26 protein-coding genes are annotated in these 25,197 nt (G+C 52.0%); 2 read left to right on the forward strand and 24 right to left on the reverse strand.

Annotated features, from left to right (window positions below; all coding sequences use genetic code 11):
* Window positions 1–6: 6 nt before the first annotated feature.
* From NST44_RS25275 to lpdA, 3 genes are all read right to left on the reverse strand, one after another.
* Window positions 7–993, reverse strand: a complete 987-nt coding sequence (locus NST44_RS25275) for an alpha-ketoacid dehydrogenase subunit beta (protein WP_007129748.1) — start codon at window positions 991–993, stop codon at window positions 7–9.
* Window positions 984–2,024 carry a thiamine pyrophosphate-dependent dehydrogenase E1 component subunit alpha gene (locus tag NST44_RS25280; protein ID WP_007129747.1) on the reverse strand — a complete coding sequence of 347 codons (1,041 nt, stop codon included), beginning with the start codon at window positions 2,022–2,024 and terminating at the stop codon, window positions 984–986. Before NST44_RS25280 ends, NST44_RS25275 begins: the two co-directional genes overlap by 10 nt.
* Window positions 2,025–2,197: 173 nt before the next feature.
* Complete coding sequence (lpdA, locus tag NST44_RS25285) at window positions 2,198–3,619, reverse strand: dihydrolipoyl dehydrogenase (protein WP_040738619.1); 1,422 nt, start codon at window positions 3,617–3,619, stop codon at window positions 2,198–2,200.
* Window positions 3,620–3,777: 158 nt separating this feature from the next.
* On the opposite strand from lpdA, the gene NST44_RS25290 reads away from it, so the two are divergent.
* The gene (locus NST44_RS25290) at window positions 3,778–4,083 is read left to right on the forward strand and encodes a DUF2627 domain-containing protein (protein ID WP_007129745.1); all 306 of its coding nucleotides are present in this window, start codon (window positions 3,778–3,780) and stop codon (window positions 4,081–4,083) included.
* Between the two features lie 157 nt (window positions 4,084–4,240).
* Here NST44_RS25290 and NST44_RS25295 read toward each other — a convergent pair whose 3' ends face one another.
* From NST44_RS25295 to NST44_RS25320, 6 genes are all read right to left on the reverse strand, one after another.
* The gene (locus NST44_RS25295) at window positions 4,241–4,453 is read right to left on the reverse strand and encodes a hypothetical protein (RefSeq protein ID WP_007129744.1); all 213 of its coding nucleotides are present in this window, start codon (window positions 4,451–4,453) and stop codon (window positions 4,241–4,243) included.
* A gap of 42 nt (window positions 4,454–4,495) precedes the next feature.
* Window positions 4,496–5,383, reverse strand: a complete 888-nt coding sequence (locus tag NST44_RS25300) for an NAD-dependent epimerase/dehydratase family protein (protein ID WP_007129743.1) — start codon at window positions 5,381–5,383, stop codon at window positions 4,496–4,498.
* A 280-nt stretch (window positions 5,384–5,663) separates the two neighbouring features.
* Window positions 5,664–6,638: a glycoside hydrolase family 43 protein gene (locus tag NST44_RS25305; protein ID WP_007129742.1), complete on the reverse strand. Its 975-nt coding sequence runs from the start codon at window positions 6,636–6,638 to the stop codon at window positions 5,664–5,666.
* Window positions 6,639–6,707: 69 nt separating this feature from the next.
* The gene (locus NST44_RS25310) at window positions 6,708–7,622 is read right to left on the reverse strand and encodes a carbohydrate ABC transporter permease (RefSeq protein ID WP_007129741.1); all 915 of its coding nucleotides are present in this window, start codon (window positions 7,620–7,622) and stop codon (window positions 6,708–6,710) included.
* 62 nt (window positions 7,623–7,684) lie between these two features.
* On the reverse strand, window positions 7,685–8,560 hold the full coding sequence (locus tag NST44_RS25315) for a carbohydrate ABC transporter permease (protein WP_340900947.1): 876 nt from the start codon (window positions 8,558–8,560) through the stop codon (window positions 7,685–7,687).
* Window positions 8,561–8,644: 84 nt separating this feature from the next.
* Complete coding sequence (locus NST44_RS25320; protein ID WP_007129739.1) at window positions 8,645–9,886, reverse strand: extracellular solute-binding protein; 1,242 nt, start codon at window positions 9,884–9,886, stop codon at window positions 8,645–8,647.
* A 283-nt stretch (window positions 9,887–10,169) separates the two neighbouring features.
* On the opposite strand from NST44_RS25320, the gene NST44_RS25325 reads away from it, so the two are divergent.
* Window positions 10,170–11,072 carry an ArsR/SmtB family transcription factor gene (locus NST44_RS25325; protein WP_028403680.1) on the forward strand — a complete coding sequence of 301 codons (903 nt, stop codon included), beginning with the start codon at window positions 10,170–10,172 and terminating at the stop codon, window positions 11,070–11,072.
* A gap of 371 nt (window positions 11,073–11,443) precedes the next feature.
* Here NST44_RS25325 and spo0A read toward each other — a convergent pair whose 3' ends face one another.
* The 15 genes from spo0A to NST44_RS25400 form a co-directional block, all read right to left on the reverse strand.
* The gene (gene spo0A / locus NST44_RS25330) at window positions 11,444–12,247 is read right to left on the reverse strand and encodes a sporulation transcription factor Spo0A (RefSeq protein WP_340900948.1); all 804 of its coding nucleotides are present in this window, start codon (window positions 12,245–12,247) and stop codon (window positions 11,444–11,446) included.
* A 198-nt stretch (window positions 12,248–12,445) separates the two neighbouring features.
* On the reverse strand, window positions 12,446–13,783 hold the full coding sequence (gene spoIVB / locus NST44_RS25335) for a SpoIVB peptidase (RefSeq protein ID WP_007129736.1): 1,338 nt from the start codon (window positions 13,781–13,783) through the stop codon (window positions 12,446–12,448).
* 100 nt (window positions 13,784–13,883) lie between these two features.
* A complete protein-coding gene (gene recN / locus NST44_RS25340; protein ID WP_340900949.1) occupies window positions 13,884–15,623 on the reverse strand; it encodes a DNA repair protein RecN in 1,740 nt (579 codons plus the stop codon).
* A 53-nt stretch (window positions 15,624–15,676) separates the two neighbouring features.
* On the reverse strand, window positions 15,677–16,126 hold the full coding sequence (gene ahrC / locus NST44_RS25345; RefSeq protein WP_007129734.1) for a transcriptional regulator AhrC/ArgR: 450 nt from the start codon (window positions 16,124–16,126) through the stop codon (window positions 15,677–15,679).
* 22 nt (window positions 16,127–16,148) lie between these two features.
* Window positions 16,149–16,640 (reverse strand): hypothetical protein, encoded by a 492-nt coding sequence (locus NST44_RS25350; protein WP_007129733.1) that lies wholly within the window; start codon window positions 16,638–16,640, stop codon window positions 16,149–16,151.
* Window positions 16,641–16,709: 69 nt separating this feature from the next.
* Window positions 16,710–17,576: a TlyA family RNA methyltransferase gene (locus NST44_RS25355; RefSeq protein ID WP_007129732.1), complete on the reverse strand. Its 867-nt coding sequence runs from the start codon at window positions 17,574–17,576 to the stop codon at window positions 16,710–16,712.
* A 19-nt stretch (window positions 17,577–17,595) separates the two neighbouring features.
* On the reverse strand, window positions 17,596–19,503 hold the full coding sequence (gene dxs, locus NST44_RS25360; RefSeq protein WP_007129731.1) for a 1-deoxy-D-xylulose-5-phosphate synthase: 1,908 nt from the start codon (window positions 19,501–19,503) through the stop codon (window positions 17,596–17,598).
* 124 nt (window positions 19,504–19,627) lie between these two features.
* Window positions 19,628–20,503 (reverse strand): polyprenyl synthetase family protein, encoded by an 876-nt coding sequence (locus NST44_RS25365; RefSeq protein ID WP_186311077.1) that lies wholly within the window; start codon window positions 20,501–20,503, stop codon window positions 19,628–19,630.
* Between the two features lie 22 nt (window positions 20,504–20,525).
* Entirely contained in the window at window positions 20,526–20,804 is a 279-nt protein-coding gene (xseB, locus tag NST44_RS25370) for an exodeoxyribonuclease VII small subunit (RefSeq protein ID WP_050954023.1), read from the reverse strand.
* Complete coding sequence (gene xseA, locus NST44_RS25375) at window positions 20,788–22,155, reverse strand: exodeoxyribonuclease VII large subunit (RefSeq protein WP_007129728.1); 1,368 nt, start codon at window positions 22,153–22,155, stop codon at window positions 20,788–20,790. Before xseA ends, xseB begins: the two co-directional genes overlap by 17 nt.
* Window position 22,156: 1 nt before the next feature.
* A complete protein-coding gene (gene folD / locus NST44_RS25380) occupies window positions 22,157–23,017 on the reverse strand; it encodes a bifunctional methylenetetrahydrofolate dehydrogenase/methenyltetrahydrofolate cyclohydrolase FolD (RefSeq protein ID WP_007129727.1) in 861 nt (286 codons plus the stop codon).
* Between the two features lie 54 nt (window positions 23,018–23,071).
* Complete coding sequence (gene nusB, locus NST44_RS25385; RefSeq protein ID WP_007129726.1) at window positions 23,072–23,530, reverse strand: transcription antitermination factor NusB; 459 nt, start codon at window positions 23,528–23,530, stop codon at window positions 23,072–23,074.
* A gap of 282 nt (window positions 23,531–23,812) precedes the next feature.
* The gene (locus NST44_RS25390) at window positions 23,813–24,046 is read right to left on the reverse strand and encodes a DUF2273 domain-containing protein (RefSeq protein WP_007129725.1); all 234 of its coding nucleotides are present in this window, start codon (window positions 24,044–24,046) and stop codon (window positions 23,813–23,815) included.
* A gap of 15 nt (window positions 24,047–24,061) precedes the next feature.
* Window positions 24,062–24,601, reverse strand: coding sequence for an alkaline shock response membrane anchor protein AmaP (gene amaP, locus NST44_RS25395; protein ID WP_251536888.1), 540 nt, complete (start codon window positions 24,599–24,601; stop codon window positions 24,062–24,064).
* A gap of 70 nt (window positions 24,602–24,671) precedes the next feature.
* Window positions 24,672–25,088 carry an Asp23/Gls24 family envelope stress response protein gene (locus NST44_RS25400; RefSeq protein ID WP_007129723.1) on the reverse strand — a complete coding sequence of 139 codons (417 nt, stop codon included), beginning with the start codon at window positions 25,086–25,088 and terminating at the stop codon, window positions 24,672–24,674.
* Window positions 25,089–25,197 lie beyond the last annotated feature (109 nt).

Raw genomic sequence — 25,197 nt, forward strand, 5'->3', positions numbered from 1 at the left:
CTGTTCTTAGTAAAGCGCCAGCTGACGCATGGATTCTTTGACTTTATCTTTGTTCAGCATAAAAAACTTCTCCATCGGCGGACTGATCGGCATCGCCGGCACATCCGGACCGCATAAACGCATAATCGGCGCATCCAGATCGTACAGACAGTGCTCGGCAATGATCGCCGCTACTTCAGCGCCAACACCGCCGGTTTTGTTGTCCTCATGCACGATCAGCACTTTCCCCGTCTGACGGGCCGCATCCATAATCGCCTGCTGATCCAGCGGCTGCAAGGTGCGCAAATCGAGCACGTGGGCGGTGATGCCCTCTTCCTTCTCCAACTCCTCGGCAGCCTGCATCACGAAGTGCAGCGGCTGACTATAGCCGATCACCGTAATGTCGGCCCCTTCCCGAAGCAGATTCGCCTTCCCGATCGGTACGACGTAATCGTCATCCGGAACCTCGCCCTTGATCAGCTTATAGCACTTTTTATTCTCGAAGAACAGGACCGGATCCGGATCGCGTACCGCTGCCTTCAGCAATCCCTTCGCATCATACGCCGAGAAAGGGGCGACGATCTTAAGGCCCGGTGTCCCGACGAATATCGATTCCGGACACTGGGAATGGTACAGGCCGCCGAAGATTCCTCCTCCGATCGGCGCCCGGATAACCACGGGACAGCTCCAGTCGTTATTCGAGCGGTAACGGATTTTGGCTGCTTCACTGATGATCTGGTTGGTCGCGGGAAGCATGAAATCCGAGTACTGCATCTCCGCGATCGGCTTCATGCCGTACATGGCGGCTCCGATGGCTACGCCGGCGATCGCCGATTCCGAGAGCGGGGTATCCATCACGCGCATTTCTCCGAACTGTTCCATCAGGCCTTTCGTTGTGGTGAAGACGCCGCCCTTAACGCCAACGTCCTCGCCCAGCACGAATACCGATTCATCCCGCTGCATCTCTTCCTTCATTGCAAGTCGAATGGCATCAATATACTCCATTACCGCCATGCTTGAGCCCCTCCTTCATCACTGGCATATACGTGAAGAAGCGTATCTTCCGGCTTAGGGAATGGCGCATTGTCTGCGGATTCGGTCGCTTCTTTAATTTCCAGATTCAATTGTGCAATAAGATCCTGATCCCGCGCTTCATCCCATAATCCGCAATCGATCAGATAATTCTTGAACCGGACCACGCCGTCTTTCTTCCAGTTCTCTTCGACTTCCTCTTTCGTCCGATAAGCCAAATCGTTATCGGAGGTGGAATGCGGAGACAGACGATACATCATCGACTCGATCAGTGTCGGCCCTTCGCCGCGGATCGCCCGCTCACGCGCTTCCTTAACTGCTGCATATACAGCTAGCGCATCATTGCCGTCTACCCGAATGCCCGGGAAACCATATCCCAGCGCACGGTCGCTCACTTTGCCGCTGAGCTGCTTGTGAATCGGAACCGAAATCGCGTACTGATTATTCTCGCACATCAAAATAACAGGTAGCTTATGGACGCCGGCAAAGTTGCAGCCCTCATGGAAATCTCCCTGGTTGCTCGAACCTTCGCCAAACGTAACAAACGTAACAAAATCCTTCTTCTGCATCTTAGCAGCCAGCGCGATGCCTACCGCATGCGGAACCTGCGTTGTGACCGGGCTGGACCCTGTCACGATACGCAGCCGCTTGCTCCCGAAATGCCCGGGCATTTGCCGGCCGCCGCTGTTCGGATCCTCCGCCTTGGCAAATGCCGACAGCATGAGCTCTCGCGGTGTCATGCCTACAGCCATCACAAATCCGTAATCGCGGTAGTATGGCAGGAAATAATCCTTCTCCCGGTCGAGGGCAAAAGCCGCAGCGACCTGACAAGCCTCCTGTCCGATCCCGGATACGTGAAAATTAATTTTGCCGGCACGCTGCAGCAGCAGGTTGCGCTCATCGAACTTGCGCGCCAGCACCATATATTTGTACATGTCCAGAACCTGTCCGTCTGTAAGCCCAAGCTGTTCATGCCGATTGGTCTTCGAAGTCATCGTTTCTTGTTCTTTCATGGAGATCCCTCCTTTATCATGAGCCTCGCCCTCCAGGATCGGTGCAGTCGCACCGTCAACAGTAGCATATCAGAGCAAGTATTAAAACCTGGTACTAAGACTTGGCTTAATGTTATTATAATCCCTTTTTAACCAAAAAGAAATGAGGGATTCCACAAAGAATGCCTTTAGGCCTATAAACCGATCGATTTTCCGTCCACGGCCAGCATCGCTTCGCCTATGATTTCCGACAAAGACGGGTGCGCATGAACCGCTGCTCCTACTTCCCAAGGCGTGGCATCCAGCACCTGCGCAAGTGCCGCTTCCCCGATCAGCTCCGTAACGTGCGGACCGATCATATGCACGCCCAAAATATCCTGCGTCTCCTGATCGGCGATCACTTTTACAAAGCCTTCCTGCGTCCCGTTGACCAGCGCTTTGCCGATCGCGGAGAATGGAAACTTGCCGACCTTGACCGCATGCCCGCGATCCCGGGCTTCCTTCTCCGTAAGGCCAACGCTGGCCGCCTCAGGACGGGAATAAATGCAGCGCGGAATCCACTCTTTGCGATAAGTCATATGGGCCTCGCCTGCCAGATGATTCACGGCCGTGATCCCCTCATGGCTGGCGGCATGTGCAAGCTGAAGACCGCCAATGCAGTCGCCGATCGCATAAATATGCGGTTCGGTCGTCTGCATGTTCGCATTCACGGCAATGACTCCGTTCTCCACGCGGACATCGGTATTCTCCAGGCCGATCTGGTCGGTATTGCCAACCCTTCCTACGGACATCAAAAGCTTGTCGGCTGTCAGCGTCCTGCTCTCGCCGTCATGCTCGAGCATAATCGTAACGCGTCCTTCTTGAACCTCGCAGGTTTCGATCAGCAGCTTGGCGCCTGTCAGGATGTTGACGCCCCTTCCGGCAAGCTGCTTCTTAAGCTCCCGTCCGATCTCTTCATCCTCCGCTGGCACAAGATGCGTCGCCGCCTCGACCACGGTGACGTTCACGCCGAAATCATTCAGCATCGAGGCCCATTCCACGCCGATAACGCCGCCTCCGACAATGATGATGGATTCAGGGAGCTCCTCCATCTGGAGTGCATGGTCGCTGGTCAGGATATGTACGCCGTCCGGCTCAAGCCCGGGCAGATGACGTGGTCTGGAACCGGTGGCAATAATCAGATGGGTTGGAACGACCGTCTCCATCTCGCCGTCCGGAAGCTCCACAGCTACCGCCCCGCTCCGCGGCGAGAAGATGGAAGGCCCGATGACTCTCCCTTTTCCTTGGACCACGGTAATTTTATTTTTCCGCATCAAATATTGAACGCCTTGATACAGTTTATGAACGATGCCTTCTTTCCTCTGCTGCACTTTGCCAAACGATAAACGGACGCCGTCTGACTCGATGCCGTAACGCTCGCTATCCTTCATCTCTGCAAATAGCTCGGCGCTCCGAAGCAAGGCTTTACTCGGAATACATCCGCGATGCAGGCAGGTTCCTCCGAGCTTGTCCTGTTCAATGATGACCACATTTTTTCCAAGCTGGGCCGCCCGGATGGCTGCAACATATCCTCCGGTCCCCCCGCCAAGTATCGCTACATCACATGTAATTGCCACAATCGGCACCTCCAACATAAGTCCAGTTTCTCTCTCATTGTACTCTCTTTTTAGCTGAACACAAAATCGAAAGACACCTAAACCAAATAGACATCTCCTATGGAAAAAGGTATGATAAACGATAGAACTTTACATCAGTCTCAGGAAGGAATCTCCTTATGAAAATGATTATTTCCCGGTTTATCGCCATTCTTATATTGGTCGTTCCCGGCTTTATGGCGATGAAAGGCTTCTTAATGATGAAAGATGCGGTGTTCCTATATATCGCCGTCCATGGAGATGATCGCGTGACCAATCCCTCCTTCGGCTGGCTTCCATTCCTTGGCGGTCTTGCGCTTTTTGTAATCGGCATCGGCTTTCTTGGCGGCTGGATTCTGTTTCGTGACCGTAAGCGGAATTATGTCGGCCCCCGGTTTAAGAAGAAGCGTTCCGCACCGAAGCCGGGAACCTCATCCGGAAGCTGACGGAAGGCATGGTCCACTGAGAAAAGGGGATGTCCTTGAGATCTATCAGATCTTTCGGGCATCCCCTTTAGCTAGTTCAACTTCGATTATGAACATTTGAGAATCGAAGTCTTCATTCCTTTTGGACTGACGTTCATATTACAGAATCAGAACCTAACTACTCCATTAGCGCATCCTTCAATTTGCTGGACATTCTCTCCTGCTTCGATACGGCCTTAAGCGCCGTCTTCCTCAGGTTCAGGTTCTGCTTGTAGGCCGTCTCAAGCTCCGCGTACATTTCGTCGATCAGCTCAGCAGCCTCGGGGGAGCATTTTCCGTCAGCCGTCAACTGCTGGATTCGCGCCTTGAAAGCTTCGATTTTGTCATTCATGCTGTTTCTTCCTTTCTGGATAGCCTCACCTGCGCTTATAAGCTACTTTAACCTCACATCGGTTGATAGCTCGGATATTAACCGGGGCATCCAATCCCTTAAATTCCAAAACCGGAAGCCGGCTTCAGACGCCTTCGTGTTGTCCATCGTCCAATTGTCCGGAATTCCGAACGGAGACATATGCTCAGGGGACGCAGACGGGATAAGCGGCGCCGATCTGCCGATCTCTTTCTCGATCATTCCCATAATCTCACGAATCGTTATCGTTCCGTCAGAGCAGGCATTAATCGGCCCTTCGAACCGGGTTGTCCCTGCCCATTGGAGGAACTCGGCAGCCTCCTCCGCATGAATGAACGATATTTCCGCATCAGGCGCCGGCAATCCGATCGGCTCGCCGGCAGCCGCATGCTCGACATGGAACAGCAGCCGCTTGGTATAGTCGTCAGGGCCAAGCACGATCGGGAGCCGCACCGCCGTAACGTTCAGATTATGCCTCCCGAACAGCACCGCTTCAGCTTGCCGCTTTCCTTCCTTATAGCTGTAGTCCTGCTGGTCGTTCATAATAATCGGATACCGGTATGGATCGAAATCCTCCTCGCGGAGCGAATGATCAGCAAAATCATAAACCGACAGCGTCGACGTGAGCACGTAATGGCCCGTTCGATCTGCAAATATATCGGCTGCTTGCCCGGCTTCCTCCGGCGTATAACATATATTATCATACACGATATCCCAATCCGCTTCACCGGCAGCCCGCTTCAGCGCGCCGGGATCTTTCCGATCCGCCGCAATCCGCCGCACATGCCGGCCGAACGGGTCCTGATGGTTGCCCCGCGTAAGAATGGTGACCTCGTCCCCGTTATCGATCAGGCGCTGGACCAGTCGTTTGCCAAAAAAACGGGTTCCGCCCAAGACCAATATATTAGCCATTGCATATTCCTCCCACACGATTTAATGAACCGAAAATTCGCACTGTACCTTTGTTCTCCATTACGGGGCGATATTCCTTCTAAGCTATCCGTCCGAGCTGCCGGTTTAGGGCTGCTATCCCTTTTTTAGCTATGTTTCGACAAGTTTCGTCCAACGTCCATCGTCCAGGATAATCCTGCCCTTATCCTCTCGTTAATGCCCATTAAAACCAAAAAGCTGCCAGCATTCCATTGTACGTAGCAACGGATGTCTGGCAGCTCTTATTGTTCATGCAATCGAATCAGTCGGCGTTGACAAGCTTCGTATCCGGCCGCGGCACGCCGAAGTTCGGCGTACCGTCCTCGTTCCACCGGATCAGCTGTACCCGGGTATGGCGGTTCGGGTCGTACAGCGGATCGCCTTCGATCTCTTTGTAGCTTCGCGCATGATAGACGAGAATATCCTGCTTGCCGTCTTCCGATACGGTGAAGCTGTTATGCCCGGGTCCATACAGTCCGTTGGCCTCCGAGGTAGCAAATACCGGCTCCGGCGACTTCACCCATGAAGTCGGATTCAGCAAATCACTGCTCTCATCCGCTGTTAACAACCCCATACAATAATTATGGTCAGTTGCACTTGCTGAATACGTCATGAATATCCGGCCGTTCCGCTTCAAGATCGCCGCGCCCTCATTGACCAGATATCCCTGCTTCTCCCAATCATATTCCGGCCTGGAGATAAGGACCTGCTCTCCCTTGAGTGTCCATGGATTCTCCATTTCCGAGATATACAGATTGGAGTTCCCGGGAATGCCGGGATCCTTCTGAGCCCACACATAGTACCGTGTACCGCGATGCTCGAACGTTGTGGCGTCCAAGGCAAAAGACTCCCATTTCGTCACAACCTGCCCTTTCTCGACCCACTCGCCTTCAAGGGGATTCGCAGCTTCATTCTCGAGCACAAACATGCGATGATCGAATAATCCGTCTCTAGTTTCGGATGTATGCGCAGCGGCATAATACACATACCATTTGCCGTCGATGTAATGAATTTCCGGTGCCCAGATGTTGGCGCTCATCCATCCGGTTTCGTGCTTCACCCAGATCGTTGTTCCCTCCGTCTCCGCCAATCCAGAGATGGTACGGGAACGCCGCAGCTCAATCCGGTCGTACTCGGGAACCGAAGCCGTGAAATAATAATAACCGTCGGTATGCTTATAAATCCAAGGGTCCGCCCTCTGCTCGATGAGGGGATTGTTCAATTTCAATTCTGACATGATGATAACTCCTATCCAAGTATAATGATTTTTTATATTTATTGGCTGGGACCCAAAAGGTCTGTTTCCTTAGCCTTTAATCCCGGCATTCAGATTAATCGACTGCACAAAATACTTCTGGGCAAAAAGAAATAACAGCAAAGTCGGAATGATGGCCAGAATGGCCGACCCCATCAATTGCCCGATCATGCGATAATTTCCGTAAATATCCTGAAGCAGCAGCAGCCCCGCAGTAACCGGCATTTTCTCGACATCGGTATATACGATGACCGGCCAGAGGAAATCATTCCAGGATCCGGTAAAGGAAAACAGCCCGCACACGATCAGCACCGGTTTGATGAGCGGCAATATAACGGAATAATAGATCCGGAAATCACCGGCACCGTCAACCCTGGCGGATTCGTCGAGATCCTTCGGAATGCCTTTCATAAACTGGCGGACGAGAAAGATATTCCCCATTCCCGCAAGACCGGGAATAATCATCGCCCAGGACGTATTCACCCAGCCTAAGGCGTCAATGATTTTATAGGACGGGATGAGGTTAACGACGCCTGGAAAGAAGGAAATGCCAAGCAGCGTGAAGAACAGCGTGTCTCTTCCCTTAAAGTTCATACGGGAGTATCCGTAGCCCGTAATTGAAATCACGACAATGACCAGCAGTGTGTGCAGCGTCGCAATAAAGACCGAATTCATCAGCCAGCGGAGGATCGGCGCGGTTGACGTATTTTCCAGGATCGCAACATAGTTATCGAAGATCCAGTTCTCCGGCAGCAGCCGAAAGCCGGTGGTTACGACCTCCGTTTGGGAACGAAAGGATGTCGTTATGCCGAAAATTACGGGAATGACCCATATGACGCATAGAACGATAAGAAACAAATAGGCTAAATATTTCGATATATTCAAGCTGGATGAGGATGACCGGACGCCTTTGCGGTTAGCCGCCCTTGGAGCCGTCTCCGCATCCTTCAACACCGGGTTCGACATGTACAGTACACCTACCTTTTAACGTTTGGCGTTAGATTAGCCGGCCGCAGTTTGCAAAGCGGCTATGAAGCATTCCGATTCATCACGTAATACTGGAATGCCGAGATGACGAGAATGACCAGTCCGAGCAGGACCGCCATGGCGGATGCCATACCGGCAATGGATTCCCCATGGCCGAAGGCAAGCTGACGGATGTACATCATCAACACGGTGGTGCTTTGTCTTGGCCCGCCGTCGGTCATCATTAACGGCTGCCCGAATACGTTGAACGCCCCGGCCGTTGTCATCACGAAGGTATAAATCAGCGGGAAACGGATCGACGGCAGGGTAATGCTTGAGAATCTCCGGATCGGCCCGGCTCCGTCCATTTCGGCCGACTCGTACAGATCTTTGGACACGCCGCTGATCGAAGCACGGTAGATGATCATATTGCCCCCAACTCCACCCCATACCGTGATTACGATGATAATAAGCCAGGCGTAAGGCTGATTGGCCGCCCATACCGTTTCGGAACCGAATAGATTGTTCGTAATGCCGAGCTGCTTGTTAAAGATCAAAGACCAGATCAGCGCTGCGGCTGAAATCGAGATCAAGCCGGGGATATACAGAATGGACTGCATAAGCCCTTTCATTTTCACCTTTTTATGCTCCAGCGCCACCGCGATCAAGAGCGGAATGACAATTAGAATCGGAACGCTTAAGACAACGAAAATCAACGTGTTCTTGATCCCGTTAAAAAACTGCGTGTAAAACGTAGACTCCGTATCAAACAAAATCGTTTTGTAGTTGGCCAGTCCGACCCAGACCGGATCATTGATGAGGTTCCACTGTGTGAATGATGCATAAATACCGTAGATGGTCGGCAAAAAAATAAATACGCCAAACAGAATCAAATGTGGACCTACAAAGAAATAAGGTGTCAGCGACTTCTTTTTCATACCCTTTCATTTCTCCTTTGGGAAAAGCAATGCGCCATGATCGGATGGCACATTGCTTTTTTGCTATCGGTTCATGCGCACGGCCTATTCCGCTGCCTTACTGCCCTCAGCGATTTTATCCTCGACGAACTTTTGCATCGTTTGGAGAGTTTCATCGATATCAACGTTTCCGCGCACGATATCTGCGGCGTACGTATCAACGGCTTCAGCTACGTAAGGGTAGTATTCGTAAGTATAAATGTACAAGGACTCAATTTGTTTATCGCTCGCTGTAAAGAAGGACTGGATGTATTTGTTGTATTCCGGATTTTCAATGACCTGCTTACTTGCGACGATCTGTCCTGCCTTTGCCCACTCCATCGAGTTCTGGCGAATAAACTCCAGGAACTGACCGATTCCTGCTTCCTTCTCATCTGTCCGTTTGTCGTTATTCAGCATCGCGAACAGATGCGAGGAAGCGCGGTTCGTGAACTTGTCCGCATTTGCGGAGTAGATGTTTGTCACGCCGAAATTCAGGTTCTCTACGGCTGCGTGAGCGGTCGAGCTCCAGGTTCCGTCTGTCGAGAACAGCACATTGCCGGATTGGAACATCAAGTAGCCGTCCTCGCCGAACGGTGTCATCAGACCGGCATCGGCAATCTTTTTAATCTCTTGGAACGCCTGCTTCATCACTTCCGTATTTACGGCCGGCTTGCCGTCCTGCTGAATGTCGCCGCCGAGGTTCTGGATCTGTGCCAGCACCACCCAGCCTAACAAGGCATCGTTAACGACATAATCCCCTTCGTCCAGCTTACCTTGGAGCGACAGCATTTCTTCAATCGTTACGACATCATCGTCCAGGAAGCTTTCCACATTGTACTTCTTAAGCAAATCCTTGTTGTAGTACATCGCATTGCTGTGAATATCCAGGGGAACCGTGTACTGGGTGCCGTCGATATTGCCTGTGTTCCAAGCCTGCGGCAAATAATTCTCTTCCTTCAGCTCTGGTTGCGCTTGCATAACACCGGTCATTGGCTCAAGGACCCCTTGCTTGACAAAGCCGGGAACACGATCCGCATGGATGATGGCCAGGTCGGGAACACCCTTGCCGGAGTTGAGAACCGTAGAGATCTTCGTATACATGTCTGATGTGATGACGTGCTTAACCTTATACTCCGGATTTGTGGCATTGTAGTCCTTCACCAGTTGATCCATGTACGCGCCGTCGTCCCCTGTGAGAGGCGTCCAGAAGGTTATCGTATTTTTGTCCCCGCTGCCGCAACCGGATAATACGGATACGGCCAACAATACAAGTATTAATGAAACCCCCATCTTTTTCTTCAACACGTTCTCCTCCTGTTACAATTCATTTCGTTAACCCTTTCATTCAAACGCTATGGAAACGATTAACTGTTGTCCAGTATACATGCACCTTGAAAACGGTGTCAATAACATTTCTATAAATTTAATTATATTATTTTCTATTTGATTAATGTTTTAGTTAATTAAACCATCATTATTTTGATTGATTATTTTGGTTGATTTATGTACAGGTTAACCATAGTTGTGGTATCATTCATATTAGTTAAGGAAGTCAGGAAATGAAATCCAATTGAAAGAAGTGGGATCGATGCAGTTGGAAATAGACAAATCCTCTCTTGTCGTCTATGAAGCGCTGGCGAGCGAGGTTCGAATTCGGATTATCCAGCTTCTCTCCAAAAATAAAATGAACATCAAGGACCTTGCCCACGAGCTTCAGCTCAGCAGCGCGATTGTCACCAAGCATATCAAGAAGCTGGAGGATGCCGGAATCATCAAGACCGAGAAGGTGCCCGGAAAATCGGGTCAGCAGAAAATATCGATTTTGAAGGTCGATCATATCGAAATCAATTTTCCCAAAAAAATCTTTCATTCCTTCGCCTCTTACGAGACCTCGGTGCCGATCGGGCACTACACGGACTATGATCTTAAGCCGACCTGCGGTCTGGCAACCGATAAGGAATTTATCGGAAGAGTCGACGAACCGAAATATTTTATGGATCCGAAGCGCGTGGACGCGGAAATTCTATGGTTCACCGAGGGGTTCGTTCAATACAACATCCCGAACTTCCTCAAGAAGGACGAGAAGCTGCAGCAGTTCGAGATCAGTTTGGAAATCTCCTCTGAATTTCCATTTTCCAATGACGTCTGGCCTTCGGACATTACGTTTTCGCTAAATGGCATCGAGCTCGGCACCTGGACGAGTCCAGGTGACTTTGCGGATACGAGAGGGAAGTTTACGCCGGACTGGTGGCCGCACAATATTAACCAGTATGGGCTCCTGAAGACCATACGGATTACATCGCACGGCACTTATATTGACGGTGACCCGCTGTCCGCGATCTCCGTTCAGGACCTGGATACGACCTGTGACCGTTGGACCTTTCGGATCGAGGTTAAAGAGGATGCCGAGCATGTCGGCGGGGCTACGATCTTTGGCAAAAAATTCGGCAATCATGACCAGGATATCGAGTTTAAGCTCTACTATCTGTAATTATTGCCCGGGAAACGATGAAAAGAGGTTCTTCCTGAAGGTCTGCGGACCAAAGGAAGGACCCCTTTTTTGTTTCAAAGCTGTACTCTCGATGCCATAAGAAAAGCCCACAACACGATGTCCCTAGCACATAGAAAGGGACCCGGTTATGAGCTTCTCATTGGATGGTAAGGAAGGTTTGCAAAGTTCGTTTCGTATTTCAGCTTAAATACATCCGATCGATAATGGCAATTGCTCGAGGTGAATACGGAAAGCTCAGGAGTTCGAACGAAACCGCATATCGGTTATCGAGACATACGAAGTCATGTCCGATAAAGGACTAACGGACACCGGTTCTAATCCCCGTCAGATTTCCGCGTTACACCATCATTTCAAGAGACCTTATGCTCGATTCTCAGCTTATCTGCAACCATCGCGATGAATTCGCTGTTGGTCGGCTTGGATTTGCTGATGTTGATCGTGTAGCCGAACAGATGCGAGATGCTGTCGATGTTGCCGCGCGTCCATGCAACCTCGATGGCATGACGAATCGCACGCTCCACGCGGGATGGCGTTGTCTTGAATTTCTCGGCGATGGCCGGATACAGCGTCTTCGTGATCGCGCCGAGAATTTCAATATTGTTGTACACCATCGTAATGGCCTCGCGCAGGTATTGATATCCCTTAATATGCGCAGGCACGCCGATTTCATGAATGATCGAGGTAATATTCGCATCCAGATTTTTGCCCTTGCCCATTGGTACGACATTGGATTTGACGTTCGTAAACGGCGTGCTGGACGACAGATTGCTTGGGGAACCGACCAGCTGGCGGATCCGGCTAGCCAGCACCTCCATATCGAACGGCTTCAAAATATAATAGGAAGCTCCCAATTGGACAGCCCGCTGGGTGATGTTCTCCTGACCGAATGCGGTCAGCATGATCACTTTCGGCTGCGGGGACAGATTCATATCACTTAGACGCTCAAGTACGCCGAGACCGTCCAAATGCGGCATAATAATATCAAGGATCAGCACATCCGGTACTTTTCCCGTTTCCTCGATCATGCTCAGTACTTCTTCCCCGTTATAAGCGATTCCGGAAACCACCATATCGGGTTGATCCGAAATGTATTCGCCGAGCAAATTCGTAAATTCACGGTTGTCGTCTGCCAATAATACTTCAATCTTTTGCAATTCGTGCTCCTCCTTTATCCGATCACTTAGGATTTTTTGGTTATTTTTCTTGTGTATATGGTTTTCGACAGACGGATTTAAATTCCTTCTGTCGAAAATTATTTTTTCTTTATTTTTTTTTGAAGTTGATTTATAATTAAATATTTTATTTCAAATTAATATGTATTTCGTCGTATTACGACAAAAAATCTCAAGGCATTAACCTGCCTTAAGATTTTGTGTTGGTTTTGATTCTGCAGAGGGTAGTACGCCGGAGTCCTGAAGCATCCACTCGATAAAGCAGCCGTAGCCGGATTTCGGATCATTCACAAACACATGGGTGACCGCCCCGATCAACTTGCCGTCTTGAACGATTGGACTGCCGCTCATGCCTTGCACGATTCCGCCGGTCTTTTTGAGAAGCCTAGGATCCGTGATCCGGAGTACAAGCCCTTTGGTTGCGGGTGCATCCTGTTTGGAGACATGAACGATCTCAACGGTGAAACGCTCGACCTCCTGGCCTTCGACCACGGTCAGTATTTCAGCCGGCCCTTCCTTCACCTCGTGGGACATGGCGATTGGAATCGGCTCCGTGTACAGACCATGCTCCGGCAGATCCTTCATTTTGCCGAAAATGCCGAAATGGGTGTTGCGCTCAACATTACCAAGCACCTTGCCGTCTTTGGAAAAGGTCGCCCGTTTCTCGCCTGGTTCCCCTTCTTCGCTTCTTGAAATGGATGTGACATTGGATTGCACGATTTGCCCGCTCCCCACTTCAATGGGTGTCTGGGTATTCATGTCGGTAATGACGTGGCCGAGCGCGCCATACACCTTCTGGTGGGGGGCATAAAAGGTTAAGGTGCCCACCCCTGCAGCAGAATCGCGGATATAAAGCCCTAGACGCCAGGTTTTATCGTCCTCGTCGAAAGCAGGACTCAGCTTTGTCTTCATGACCTTGCCGCTGCGTTTGAACGTGATATCAAGCGGTCGTTTGGCTCTCCCCGCCTTCTCCACGATCTCGGCCACCTTCGTTACATCGGTCAGCGGTTTGCCATCCATGGCGGTGAGCAGATCTCCAAGCTTGAGACCTGCAGCTTCGCCGGGAGATACCTTTGCCCCGTTCGAAGCGCGAACGAGATGATGTCCGACCACCAGGATGCCGGAGGATTTAACCTTAACGCCGATTGTCTGTCCGCCAGGGAACACCTTCAGCTCCGGCATCACATTCACATGGACTGTCTTCAAAGGAATTTTACCGAATAATTTCAGGGTAACTTCTGCTGTGCCGCTTTGCTGGGGATATAGCTGGAGCGGCTGCTTTAATGATACTTGGAGCTTCGACGCCCGGGAGCCGTTTAACTGCACCACATCGGGACGATCGACTGAAGCGAGGGCTTGGACGGGCATCGCCACGTCCAGACGGGCCTGCCGGCCGGCAATCAACCTAAGCTCATCAGGCAATGACGCAAAAGATTGGACAGGCTCAGCAGTTCCAAGGTAACAAAGAAGGAAAGCAAGAACGAAACCGAGCAGTTTTCTCCTGAGGTTGGGCTTCAATGGCTGTCACGCTCCCTTTTTCTTCTTTCGCTTGACGAAAAGGTGGTCGCCAATTGCGTACCTTTAAGTTACCCTGCCCCCTGGCTTTTATAACTGTCAATCATTGACCCGAAGCCGTTCTGGAAGCCTTTTGCGCCGCCGCCAGATTGAGCATTTCCTGGGCATGATGAAGTGTCTTTTCGGTAATTTCGACTCCGCCGAGCATCCGTGCGAGCTCCTTGATCCGCCCCTCTTCGCTTAAATTCTGCACCTGGGTCATCGTTCTTGAAGATACGACCTTCTTCTCGATCAAGTACTGATGATCGGCCATGCATGCCACTTGCGGCAAGTGCGTGATGGAGAATACCTGGCATGTCTTGGCGAGCAGGAACAGCTTCTCCGCGATCGATTGAGCGGCCCTGCCGCTAACGCCGGTATCCACCTCGTCAAAGATCAGGACCGGAATTTGGTCATGCCGGGCGAAGATGCTCTTCATGGCGAGCATGATCCTGGACATTTCGCCGCCGGACGCAATTTTAGCGAGCGGGCGCAGCGGTTCTCCCGGATTCGCCGATATAAGAAACTCCGCCGTATCGATCCCTTGTTTCGTCAATCGGATTCGTTGTCCTTCATATTCGTAACCATCCGGCGCATCCTGAAGCTCCAGACGAACCTCAAACCGGGTTCGTTCCATTTGAAGATCCTTCAACTCACGCTCCACTTGGGTCGCCAAATCCCGCGCACACCGCTTACGCGCATCGCTCAACTTCTTGGCAGCTTCCAGAGCCACAGCGAGCAGCTCGTCCCGCCGTTTCTCCAATCCCTGGATAAATTCGTCCTTGTTCTCCAGCATGTCGGTTTCCTGCTGAATTCTCCCGTAGTATTCCAGAATTTGCTCCACATTATCCCCATATTTCCGCCGCAAACCGGAGATCATATCTAAACGAAGCTCGATTTCATTCAGCCGCTCCGGATTAAATTCAATGCCGTCCCGGTAATCCCGCAGCTGGAACACGGCATCCTCCAGCTGATAATAAGCGGATTGCAGCTGCTCCACGAGCGGCTTCAGCCCTTTCTCGTCATAGGCCGAGACATCTTCTAGCCGACTGAGCGCCCGGCTGACCGCCTCCAAGCCTGATGACCCGTACAGCAGCTCGTAGGCGCCTGCGACGGAGTCCATCATCTTCTCGCTGTGGGACAGCTTGACACGCTCCTCGGACAGCTCCTCGTCCTCTCCCGGCTTTAGCTGGGCCGCCGCAATTTCCTCCAGCTGGAACCGATACATGTCGAGCATCTGATATGCCTTTTGGCTCGTCTCTTGCAGTTCCTTGAGCTCCTGCTCCACCTTGCTGAATTCCGAATACAGCTCCTGGTATTTACGCTTGGCCGGGCCGATGATCTTCTCCCCGTACGTATCGAGCAGGCTCATGTGCTGTTCCGAACGCAGCAGGCTCTGATGCTCATGCTGGCCGTGAATGTTGATGAGCTTCTCCCCTACCTCACGGAGCATACTCAAGTTCACAAGCTGACCGTTAATGCGGGAGGTGCTTTTTCCTTGCGATGTCAGCTCTCTGCGGATCAGCAAATGCTCCTCGGTATCCGCCTCAATGCCTAAATGCGTTAGTGTTTGCCACACGGGATGTGCCGGGGGAAGATCAAACAGCGCCTCAATCTCCGCCTTATCGCAGCCGTACCGGATCAGATCCGCCGATCCGCGCCCGCCGGCAATCAGCCCAAGCGCATCGATGATGATGGATTTTCCCGCGCCTGTCTCCCCTGTAAGAACATGAAAGCCCGGGTAGAATTGTACGTCCACGCTCTCAACAACAGCCAAATTCCGAATGGATAACGTATTTAACATCCCTTTAACCCCCTAAACCCGTAAATCGGATGTATGCCTCGCGAAAACCAATCTTAAGAGATATAGCTTTTGATCTGAGATACAACGTGTTCTCCGTCCTCCTCCGTGCGGCAAATCAGCAAAATGGTGTCATCCCCGCATATCGTGCCCATGATCTGGCTCCACTCCATATTGTCAAGGAGCACGGCTACCGAGTTTGCGGTGCCCGGCAAGCATTTCATCACAACCAGATTGCCGGCCCGGTCAATATATACGAAATTATCCACCAGCGCCCGCTTCAGCTTCTGCACCGGATTATAACGCTGATCCGTAGGCATCGAATATTTATACCTTCCGTCATCGGTCGGTACCTTGATCAGCAGCAATTCCTTAATATCTCTGGATATCGTAGCCTGCGTCACCTGAAAACCCTCGGCACGGAGAGCATCAACCAGCTCGTCCTGCGTTTCGATGTCCTGGTGGGTAATGATATCCCTGATTTTAATATGGCGTTGTCCCTTCATATTCGTAAGAGCCTCCCGAAATTTAGGTGTTGTATTCGTCATTTCCATTCCATTCCTCATCGGACCAATCCATGGTGAGTCGGTGCACTTCCTGCTCGTTCATATCTACATACAGGAGCCCGGCACACTCCGGGTACAGCAGCAGGTAAGGCATCAGCCGATCCCGGATACCCGCCCCTGTCCAGTCCACCGGCATCCGTTCACGTGCCAGTTTAACCATATACAGCTCCCCGTTGCTGCCGGATGCGACGTAATCAATGAATAGTCTGCTGCGAATCGGCTTGTGTCCCGTGTCAAACGACAGATTTACCTTTACTTTACCCCCGACAACCTCATATCCTTCCTGTTCAAGCAACCCAATGACTGGGTGATCCGGAATGCGGTCATTGATCGGGATTCCCGGGAGCAGGTCGGGCTGCGGTGACATCAGCCAGCGGTTGACCCTGTAGCCGATCAAGAGCACGATCACGATGCCAAGCAGCACCATCAACAATCCATCATAACGCTCATTCATCCTCTCACCTCGAATTTTGATATTCGCGGATGGGAACATAAATTCCTCTTTTTCAGCAAAAGAAACCCATCATTTCGATGAGTTTCCCGTGAATGTATGAGCTGCTTGCTTAACAATGCTGTCGATCCATTGATCCAGCTCGGCATGATCCATGTGCTGAACCGGTTCTTCCGTTTCAGCCGCGTCCTCCGGCTCAAGCCGCCAGTGGGCCAGGAATTCAATATTGCCTTCGCCGCCCGTGATGGGCGAGAAGGTCAGATTGTTCAGCCTGAATCCGATATCTTCAGCAAAATGAAGCACCTGCGTTAAAACTTCCTTGTGTACTTTGGGGTCTCGGACAACACCGGATTTACCGACCTTCTCCCGTCCTGCCTCGAATTGCGGCTTGATTAAAGCTGCCACATCTCCGGGTCTGTCCAGAAGCGTCTTGAGCGTCGGCAAAATGATACGCAGCGAAATAAAAGATACATCGATGCTGGCGATATCCGGCCGGGGGCCTTTCAGATCCTCGGGTGTCATGTAGCGGAAATTCGTCCGCTCCATGACGCATACACGTTCATCGTTCCGGAGCGACCAATCGAGCTGATTGTATCCGACATCGATCGCATAGACGTAGCTGGCTCCATGCTGAAGCGCACAATCGGTAAAACCGCCGGTGGATGAGCCGATATCCAGCATCGTTCTGCCCTTCATATCGAGACCGAAATGAGAGATCGCCTTCTCAAGCTTAAGACCTCCCCGGCTTACATAAGGATGCACAGAGCCCTTTACTTTCAGCTCCGTCGTACGCGGGATTTTCATGCCGGCTTTCTCGATTCGCTCGGTTCCGGCATAGACCAGACCCGCCATAATGGCAGACTTGGCTTTCTCCCTGCTATCATAATATCCCTGCTCCACAAGCAGGACATCAACACGTTCCTTGTGAGATGATTCCATAAAACACTCCTGATGGTTTCTAAGACGTAAAACTTCTCTTCCCGAGCGTAGCCGTACGAGCAGTTTTGAGACTGCGGATTTCGTTGCATACCGCCTCCAGCGTCAATCCGACCTCTTCCCGCTGCTCTTGGATGCTGCCGTGCTCAATGAACCTGTCCTCAATCCCCATTAACGAGACAACCGCGTCATGAATACCTTGCTCGGCAAAGTACTCCAGCACGCTGCTGCCAAGGCTGCCGGCCTGCGAAACCTCCTCCAGAACGATCATGCTCGTTCCGGACGCCGCCAGCTTCTTCAGCATATCGCCGTCAAGCGGCTTCAAGAAACGCGCATTCACAACCTCAACGGAAATGCCCTCCCGCTTAAGCAGATCGGCCGCTTCTTCGGCCAGCTGCACCATTGGACCGGCCGCCAAAATCGCGTAGCCCTCGCCGCGGCGGACTGTTTCCCATGTACCGATCGGGATCGGCTTGAGCTCCGGATCCAACGGAACGCCGCGGACATTGTTCCGCGGATAGCGATAGGCGATCGGCCCGTCGTTATAGTCAAGCGCCGTCTTCATCATATGGCGAAGCTCATTCTCGTCCTTCGGCATCATGATGACGATGTTCGGAATATGGCGCATAAAGGCCACATCGTACACCCCTTGATGGGTCTCGCCGTCAGCGCCGACAAAGCCCGCACGGTCGATGGCGAACATCACGTTGGCATTGTGGCGGCAGATATCGTGGACGATCTGGTCGTATGCCCGCTGCATGAAGGTGGAATATACCGCAAATACCGGCTTCAAGCCTTCCATGGCCAGTGCGGCACAAAGCGTCGCCGCATGCTGCTCGGCAATGCCGACATCGATCATCCGGTCCGGGAACTTCTTGCCGAACGGAATCAAGCCCGAGCCGCCCGGCATTGCCGGCGTGACCGCAACGATGCGCTCATCCTGTTCGCCGAGCTCAACGAGCGTTTGTCCGAACACTTCCGTATACATCGGATTGCCTACCGCTTTCAGCACTTGGCCGGATTCGATCTTGTACGGCGTGATGCCGTGCCACTTATGGGAATCCGATTCGGCAGGACGGTAGCCTTTGCCCTTGGTGGTTACCGCATGAATCAGCACCGGCCCGTCGACATTGTCGGCCTGCTGCAGCGTATCGATCAGCTTGCTTAAATCATGACCGTCCACAGGTCCCAAATACGTAAATCCAAGCTCCTCGAACAAAACGCCGGGAACCATCATATATTTGAGGCTGTCCTTCATTTTCTCCGCGGTCTTCGCCAGCTTGCCGCCGATCGCCGGAATTTTCTTGAGCAGCATCTCGACCTCGTCCTTCGCCCGCAAATAATAGCGGTCCGAGCGGATTTTGCTCAAATAGTTATGCATCGCCCCGACGTTCGGAGCAATCGACATTTCATTATCGTTCAGGATGACCATCAGCTTCTTCCGCTCATGGCCGATATGATTCAGGGCCTCAAACGCCATCCCGCCCGTAAGGGCGCCATCGCCGATGAGCGCGATTACCCGGTTGTTGTCGCCTTTCAAATCCCGCGCCATCGCCATGCCCATCGCTGCCGAGAGGGAAGTGCTGCTGTGGCCGGCTTCCCAGACGTCATGCTCGCTTTCCGCACGTTTCACAAAACCGCACAAGCCCTTGTATTTACGCAAGGTGTCGAATTTATCCATCCGTCCCGTCAATATCTTATGGACATAGGCTTGATGGCCCACGTCAAAAATCATCTTGTCACGAGGGCTGTCAAAGCAATAGTGCAAGGCCAGCGTGAGTTCAACCACTCCCAGATTCGGTGCAAGATGACCGCCGGTCACGGACAGCTTTTCAATCAGAAACTGACGGATTTGCACCGCCAGGTCCTCAAGTTCGTCCACCGACAGTTTTTTCAGTTGGTTGGGATGTTTGATATTTGGAAGCAGCACGAAGAATCTCCCCGCTTTCCTTGATAAAGTAAAGTTAGCAATTCATAAACCATGAAAGGCTGCGCTATCATCAGCCATTTAAAGACATTATATCACAAATAATCGGTGTGCAAGTAACCCCGCTCTAGTGGTCCCGAGCCAAGAGAAAGTCTGCAATTTCATGCAGTCTGGACGGGTCCGGAAAATTCCCTTCGGAAATGGCGCTCTTCGCTTCGGCGGTCAGACGCTCAACCTCCCGCTTGGAGGCTTCCAAGCCGATAAAAAACGGATAGGTCACCTTCTCCTGCTTCACATCACTTTGCGTCGGCTTGCCAAGCTTGGCCTCATCGCCGATCAAGTCGAGGATATCGTCCTGGATTTGGAAGGCCAGCCCGATATGCTTGCCGAAGGAGCGAAGCGAATCGATCTGGGCTTCTGAACAGCCTGCTACCCGTCCTCCAGCCATGAGGGAGAACATGATCAGATCGCTTGTCTTATGCAGATGAATATACTCCAGCTGCTCAAGGCTGGTTAATCCCTGCTCTCCTTCCATATCGGCCACTTGGCCGCCAACCATTCCCCGGGGCCCGGCATATTCCGCAAGGTCCTCCACAATCGACAGCACCCGATCGGCAGGAATCCCGTGCTTGCGCGAGGACTGCACAATGCTGTAAAAAGCATGCGTCAGCAGCGCATCGCCCGCCAGAATCGCCGCTGCTTCACCGAACACTTTATGATTCGTAGGCTTCCCCCGCCGGAAATCATCATCGTCCATCGCAGGCAAATCGTCATGGATGAGCGAATATGTATGCACCATCTCAACGGCGCACGCCACCGGCAGAGCCGCTTCTCTGCTTCCGCCGGCTGCTTCGCAAGCCGCGATGACCAGCAGCGGACGCAGACGCTTTCCGCCTGCCATTAAGGAATACGTCATCGATCGATGAAGGGTTTCAGGAACTTTCCATCCCTCCGGAAAAAGGGCCGTAAGCTCGCTGTCCAGCCTGTCACAGATGTCATTCATATATTGCTGAAAAGGAAGTCTATTATTCACTCAATTCACCTGTCTCATCAAGTGCGCCGCCGAAGGGCTTGCGCTTGAGCTCCCCGCCTTCTTCGACAATCATCTCGATTTTCTGTTCAACCTGCTCCAGCTTTTGACTGCACATTTGAGACAGCTTCATCCCTTGCTGGAACAAGTCGATCGCCTTCTCCAAAGGGACGTCCCCGTCCTCCAGCTGCTCGACGATCTGCTCCAGCTGTGCCATCGCCTCTTCAAAGCTGATCTCCATCAAGTCTTTTGCCTCACTAGACACGTTCTTCATCCTCCTTTATTCCCCACACTTGACACTGCAGCCGGCCATCATTGACCCTCACTTGAACCAAATCGCCGAGCTGCACATCTTCCACTGATTTGATCAGCTTCTGTTCCTGCTCATCATAAACCAGGCTGTACCCTCGGGACATGATCTTAAGCGGACTAAGCGCATCCAGATGGCGGATCTCCGTCTGCAGCTGGGACAGCTTGGCTTTGCGGATCGATTGCATGGCAAGCATCAGGCGGCGTTTCGCCTGCTCCTTCCGCAGCGATGCCTGCTCGACCTGGGCGCGCGGATTGGATCTGATCAATCCCTGATGCAGCGACCGCTGGCGCTGACGGTAGAGCGACAGCTGCGATTTGAGCGTTCCTTGCAATCGGTAGGAGAGCATGTCCAAGCGCTCGGCATGCTGCAGCATGTAGCGGCGAGGATGGTTCAGCACCGGCGAGCGCTGAAGTCTCGCAAGGCGCTCCCGGCTTCGCTGAAGCCGCTGCTGAAGCCCTTGATTCAGCTGCCGCTGGCGCTGCACAATCTGTCCCTTCAGCTCCGCGCGGCTCGGAACTGCAAGCTCCGCAGCCGCTGTCGGCGTCGCTGCACGCACATCGGCTACAAAATCGGCGATCGTAAAATCCGTCTCATGGCCGACAGCCGAGATCACCGGAATATTCGATTGATGGATCGCTCTGGCGACGATCTCCTCGTTGAATGCCCATAGCTCCTCCAGCGAGCCTCCGCCCCGGCCGACAATGAGCACATCCGCTTCGCCAAGCTCGTTCATCGCACGGATTCCCTTAACAATGGAGGGTGCTGCCGACTTTCCCTGAACCAGGACCGGGTACAGCTGTACAGTCGCCTGCGGATACCGTCTCTGAATCGTTGTTATAATATCGCGAACAGCTGCCCCGGTCGGTGAGGTTATCACACCGATCGTCTTGGGATAGCTCGGAAGCGGGCGTTTAAGCTCCTGCGAAAACAAGCCCTCTTCCTCCAGCTTTGACTTGAGCTGCTCGTAAGCGAGATACAGGCTGCCGATTCCGTCCGGCTGCATCTGAATGGCATAGAACTGATATTGACCGTCCCGCTCATAGACGGAGACATTGCCTCTGGCTATCACCCTCGAGCCTTCTCTCGGGATAAACGGCAAGCGCTGATTATGGCTCGCAAACATGATCGCCCGGATTCGGCTGCCTTCATCCTTCAACGTAAAATACATATGTCCGCTGGAATGATGCGTAAAATTCGAAATCTCCCCGCGAATCCAGACGTCGGACAGCCTGGAGTCGCCTTCCATTTTCATTCGAATATATCGGTTCAAATCCTTAACGGACAGGACGCGTCCCGGATCCACGGATTTCATATTATTCAATTCCGCTCAGCCGTTTGGCGGCCAGCAGCGTATTCTTCATCAGCATCGTGATGGTCATCGGACCGACGCCTCCGGGAACTGGCGTAATCGGACCCGAGATCTCCTTCACGCTCGCAAAATCAACGTCTCCCGCCAGCTTGCCGTTCTCCAGACGGTTCATGCCGACGTCGATAATGACGGCGCCCGGCTTGACATAGCTGGCGTCAATCATATTCGCCCGGCCGATGGCAACGACCAAAATATCGGCCTGCTTCGCGATTTCCGGCATGTTGCTCGTTCTCGAATGGCACATCGTCACGGTGGCGTTTTCCCGCTGCAGCAGCAGCGATACCGGCTTGCCCACAATATTGGATCTGCCGATAACGACGGCATGCTTGCCCGAAATTTCGACGCCTGTCCGTTTGATCAGCTCAATGACGCCCGCCGGGGTACATGGCAGCAGACTGTCGTCCCCGATGACCAGGTTGCCCACATTGACCGGATGGAACCCGTCCACATCTTTTTCAACGGCAATCGCATCAATTACCGCCTTCTCTTGAATATGACCGGGGAGCGGAAGCTGAACAAGAATCCCGTGAATGGACGACTGCTTATTCAGCTTGTCCACCAGAGCTAGCACCTCTTCCTGGCTGGAATCGGCAGGAAGCCGGTGCACCTCGGAATAAAAGCCGAGATCGTGGCACGCCTTTTCCTTATTTCGGACATAAACATGGGAAGCCGGATCGTCACCCACCAGCACAACCGCCAAGCCCGGGCGCACGCCCTGTTTCGACAGCTGCTGCACCTCCAGCGCGATCCCTTCGCGAATTTCTTCGGATATCTGTTTACCATTAATGATCGTTGCTGCTGTCATCCTAATCTCTCCTCACTATGATTGAATGATCCGCCTGCCATCCTGGGCGTAGAATTATGATTGTTGCAACTTCGCTTTGACTTGATCCAGCTCCTGGATAATCCGGCCCAATACGCCGTTTACGAATTTACCCGATTCCTCGGTACCGAAATGCTTCGATAGCTCGATCGCTTCATTGACGGCCACCTTACCGGGCACGTCATCGCGGTATCCGAGCTCGTACACAGCCAGACGGAGAATCTGGCGATCCACGCGGGAAAGGCGGCTAACCTGCCAGCCTTTTAAGTAATGAGCGAGCAGCTGGTCAATCGTTTCCCTGGAATTCCATGTCCCGTTGACCAGCTGCAGCACATACTCCTTCATCTGAACCTCGTCGCCGATCACTCGCTCCGTCTCATTCTCTTCGGCCGCCTCCGAGAGCAGCATCGATACAGCCTCCAGGCTGTCGACTTCGTTCATTTCCATCTGATACAGGCTTTGAACGGCGATCTCCCTAGCTACACGTCTTTTCATTTTGTTCCTCCTGTGGACCCTGCCTGAATCCATTTTTCTGATTAGTATTATCAATTTTCCATAAAGTTTTGACCAGTCTTTTGCAAAACTCGATTTTCAGCAGCTTATGAAAGCAATATATAGACGAGCTAAACCGTTAAACTCTTTATATATTGCTGCTTGTACTTTAGATCTTCACCAAAATCCTCACAATAAAAAAACCTGTGAACCGCTGCTTTCTGCAAAAAAGGCATCATTAACCTGTCCTTTAGCTTTTTTGCCGAAAGAAGCATATCACAGGGTTCATTTAAACGGCCGCCAACGCTCGGACAACCAGCGCCCCCATTCCTGAAAGTGGAAGATGGAGCCTTGGTTCAAATCCTTGCGTTTGCCAAACGTATAGCCGATAAATACCACTAATGCAAAGAACAGCATATCCCAAAAACCGGATAATAGATAAATCAGTCCGCACACAAGACCGCCGGCGACACCGAAGATCCGCCCTCTGTGACTCTCCCATATTTCTTTCCAAGGCATTTGGGAAATTCACCTCTATTCCACGCGGCTCTTAAAGCTAGGCGCCTGAACCACGTTAGCGATATATACGGATACGGACGAGACTGGAATTCCCGTCGTCTCTTCAACGAAATCATGCACCTGCTTCTGCACCTCGGTCGTCAGCGCAGGAATGGATTCCTCGCCGTCCACCACGGCACGGATCGCAATCTCAAGCCCTGATTGGGACACCTTGATTCGGGACTTCAGATCCTTCACGCCTCGCACCTTGGAAGCTGCCTTCAGGCACAGATTTTCAATCGTTTCCACCGAAATCTGAATGTCTCCAAACTCCGTGCGCTGATCGATCGAATTGAGCGTGGAACGGTCGCGACGTACCGAAATGTAAAAGAACCGGATGCTGAGGAGAAACAATACGGCAGCAATGATAATCCCCGCCAGAACGAGCTGCTGCTCCTGGGCAAACGTCAAATGGTACGGAACCGCACCGCTTAACAGGAGGATGGCAACTACAGATATAACACCGATACTCAAGCTGTATATAAACAGCAGAAGTCTGTCCATGATTTTGGCCACGACCCGCACAGCCTCCTTAAATTAGATTAAACCCTCGACATTGCTGCCGGGGGCTATGAAATGATCCATTTTATTTCACGCGCTGCACCAGATCCAGATCGTCGTTCTTCTCGCTTGTCTTCATGAAATGAACATCATGAATATGTACATTGACCTCAACGACGGTAAGACCTGTCATATTCTCAATGGACCGCTTCACGTTGCGCTGGATTTCACCCGCTACTTCCGGAAGACGATGTCCGTACTCAACGATAACGGATACATCAACAGCCGCTTCGCGTTGTCCGACTTCTACCTTGACGCCTTTGGACAGATTTTTCCGGCCAAGCAGCTCAGCGATGCCGCCGGCAAAGCCGCCGCTCATTCCTGCAACCCCGCGGACTTCCACCGTTGCAAGCCCTGCGATAACTTCAATGACTTCCGGCGCAATCTGAATCTCACCGATATCCGTACGTTCAAATTCTGTAGTTGGCAATGTCTCAGCCATAGTCTCAACACACCTTTCGGGAATAAGTTTGCGGATGCTCGAGGGACTGCTTAAGGCATGCGCTCTTATTACTCATACTATACCATTCGGCCAAGTTTATGACAAACTT

The sequence above is a fragment of the Paenibacillus sp. FSL W8-0919 genome (assembly GCF_038003785.1).
GTDB classification, from domain to species: Bacteria; Bacillota; Bacilli; order Paenibacillales; family Paenibacillaceae; genus Paenibacillus_AQ; species Paenibacillus_AQ lactis.

Bases quoted from the DNA above. Each gene is read 5' to 3' on its own strand.
- NST44_RS25275 (WP_007129748.1), bottom strand. From the start codon at position 993: ATGGCGGTAATGGAGTATATTGATGCCATTCGACTTGCAATGAAGGAA.
- NST44_RS25325 (WP_028403680.1), top strand. From the start codon at position 10,170: ATGCAGTTGGAAATAGACAAATCCTCTCTTGTCGTCTATGAAGCGCTG.
- xseB (WP_050954023.1), bottom strand. From the start codon at position 20,804: ATGAAGAACGTGTCTAGTGAGGCAAAAGACTTGATGGAGATCAGCTTT.
- NST44_RS25305 (WP_007129742.1), bottom strand. From the start codon at position 6,638: ATGTCAGAATTGAAATTGAACAATCCCCTCATCGAGCAGAGGGCGGAC.
- ahrC (WP_007129734.1), bottom strand. From the start codon at position 16,126: ATGAAGGGACAACGCCATATTAAAATCAGGGATATCATTACCCACCAG.
- NST44_RS25315 (WP_340900947.1), bottom strand. From the start codon at position 8,560: ATGAAAAAGAAGTCGCTGACACCTTATTTCTTTGTAGGTCCACATTTG.
- NST44_RS25280 (WP_007129747.1), bottom strand. From the start codon at position 2,024: ATGAAAGAACAAGAAACGATGACTTCGAAGACCAATCGGCATGAACAG.
- NST44_RS25365 (WP_186311077.1), bottom strand. From the start codon at position 20,503: ATGAATGACATCTGTGACAGGCTGGACAGCGAGCTTACGGCCCTTTTT.
- NST44_RS25295 (WP_007129744.1), bottom strand. From the start codon at position 4,453: ATGAATGACAAAATCGAAGCTTTCAAGGCGCGAATCCAGCAGTTGACG.
- recN (WP_340900949.1), bottom strand. From the start codon at position 15,623: ATGTTAAATACGTTATCCATTCGGAATTTGGCTGTTGTTGAGAGCGTG.
- NST44_RS25350 (WP_007129733.1), bottom strand. From the start codon at position 16,640: ATGAATGAGCGTTATGATGGATTGTTGATGGTGCTGCTTGGCATCGTG.
- NST44_RS25355 (WP_007129732.1), bottom strand. From the start codon at position 17,576: ATGGAATCATCTCACAAGGAACGTGTTGATGTCCTGCTTGTGGAGCAG.
- NST44_RS25310 (WP_007129741.1), bottom strand. From the start codon at position 7,622: ATGTCGAACCCGGTGTTGAAGGATGCGGAGACGGCTCCAAGGGCGGCT.
- NST44_RS25390 (WP_007129725.1), bottom strand. From the start codon at position 24,046: ATGCCTTGGAAAGAAATATGGGAGAGTCACAGAGGGCGGATCTTCGGT.
- NST44_RS25290 (WP_007129745.1), top strand. From the start codon at position 3,778: ATGAAAATGATTATTTCCCGGTTTATCGCCATTCTTATATTGGTCGTT.
- nusB (WP_007129726.1), bottom strand. From the start codon at position 23,530: ATGAAAAGACGTGTAGCTAGGGAGATCGCCGTTCAAAGCCTGTATCAG.
- xseA (WP_007129728.1), bottom strand. From the start codon at position 22,155: ATGAAATCCGTGGATCCGGGACGCGTCCTGTCCGTTAAGGATTTGAAC.
- NST44_RS25400 (WP_007129723.1), bottom strand. From the start codon at position 25,088: ATGGCTGAGACATTGCCAACTACAGAATTTGAACGTACGGATATCGGT.
- NST44_RS25300 (WP_007129743.1), bottom strand. From the start codon at position 5,383: ATGGCTAATATATTGGTCTTGGGCGGAACCCGTTTTTTTGGCAAACGA.
- folD (WP_007129727.1), bottom strand. From the start codon at position 23,017: ATGACAGCAGCAACGATCATTAATGGTAAACAGATATCCGAAGAAATT.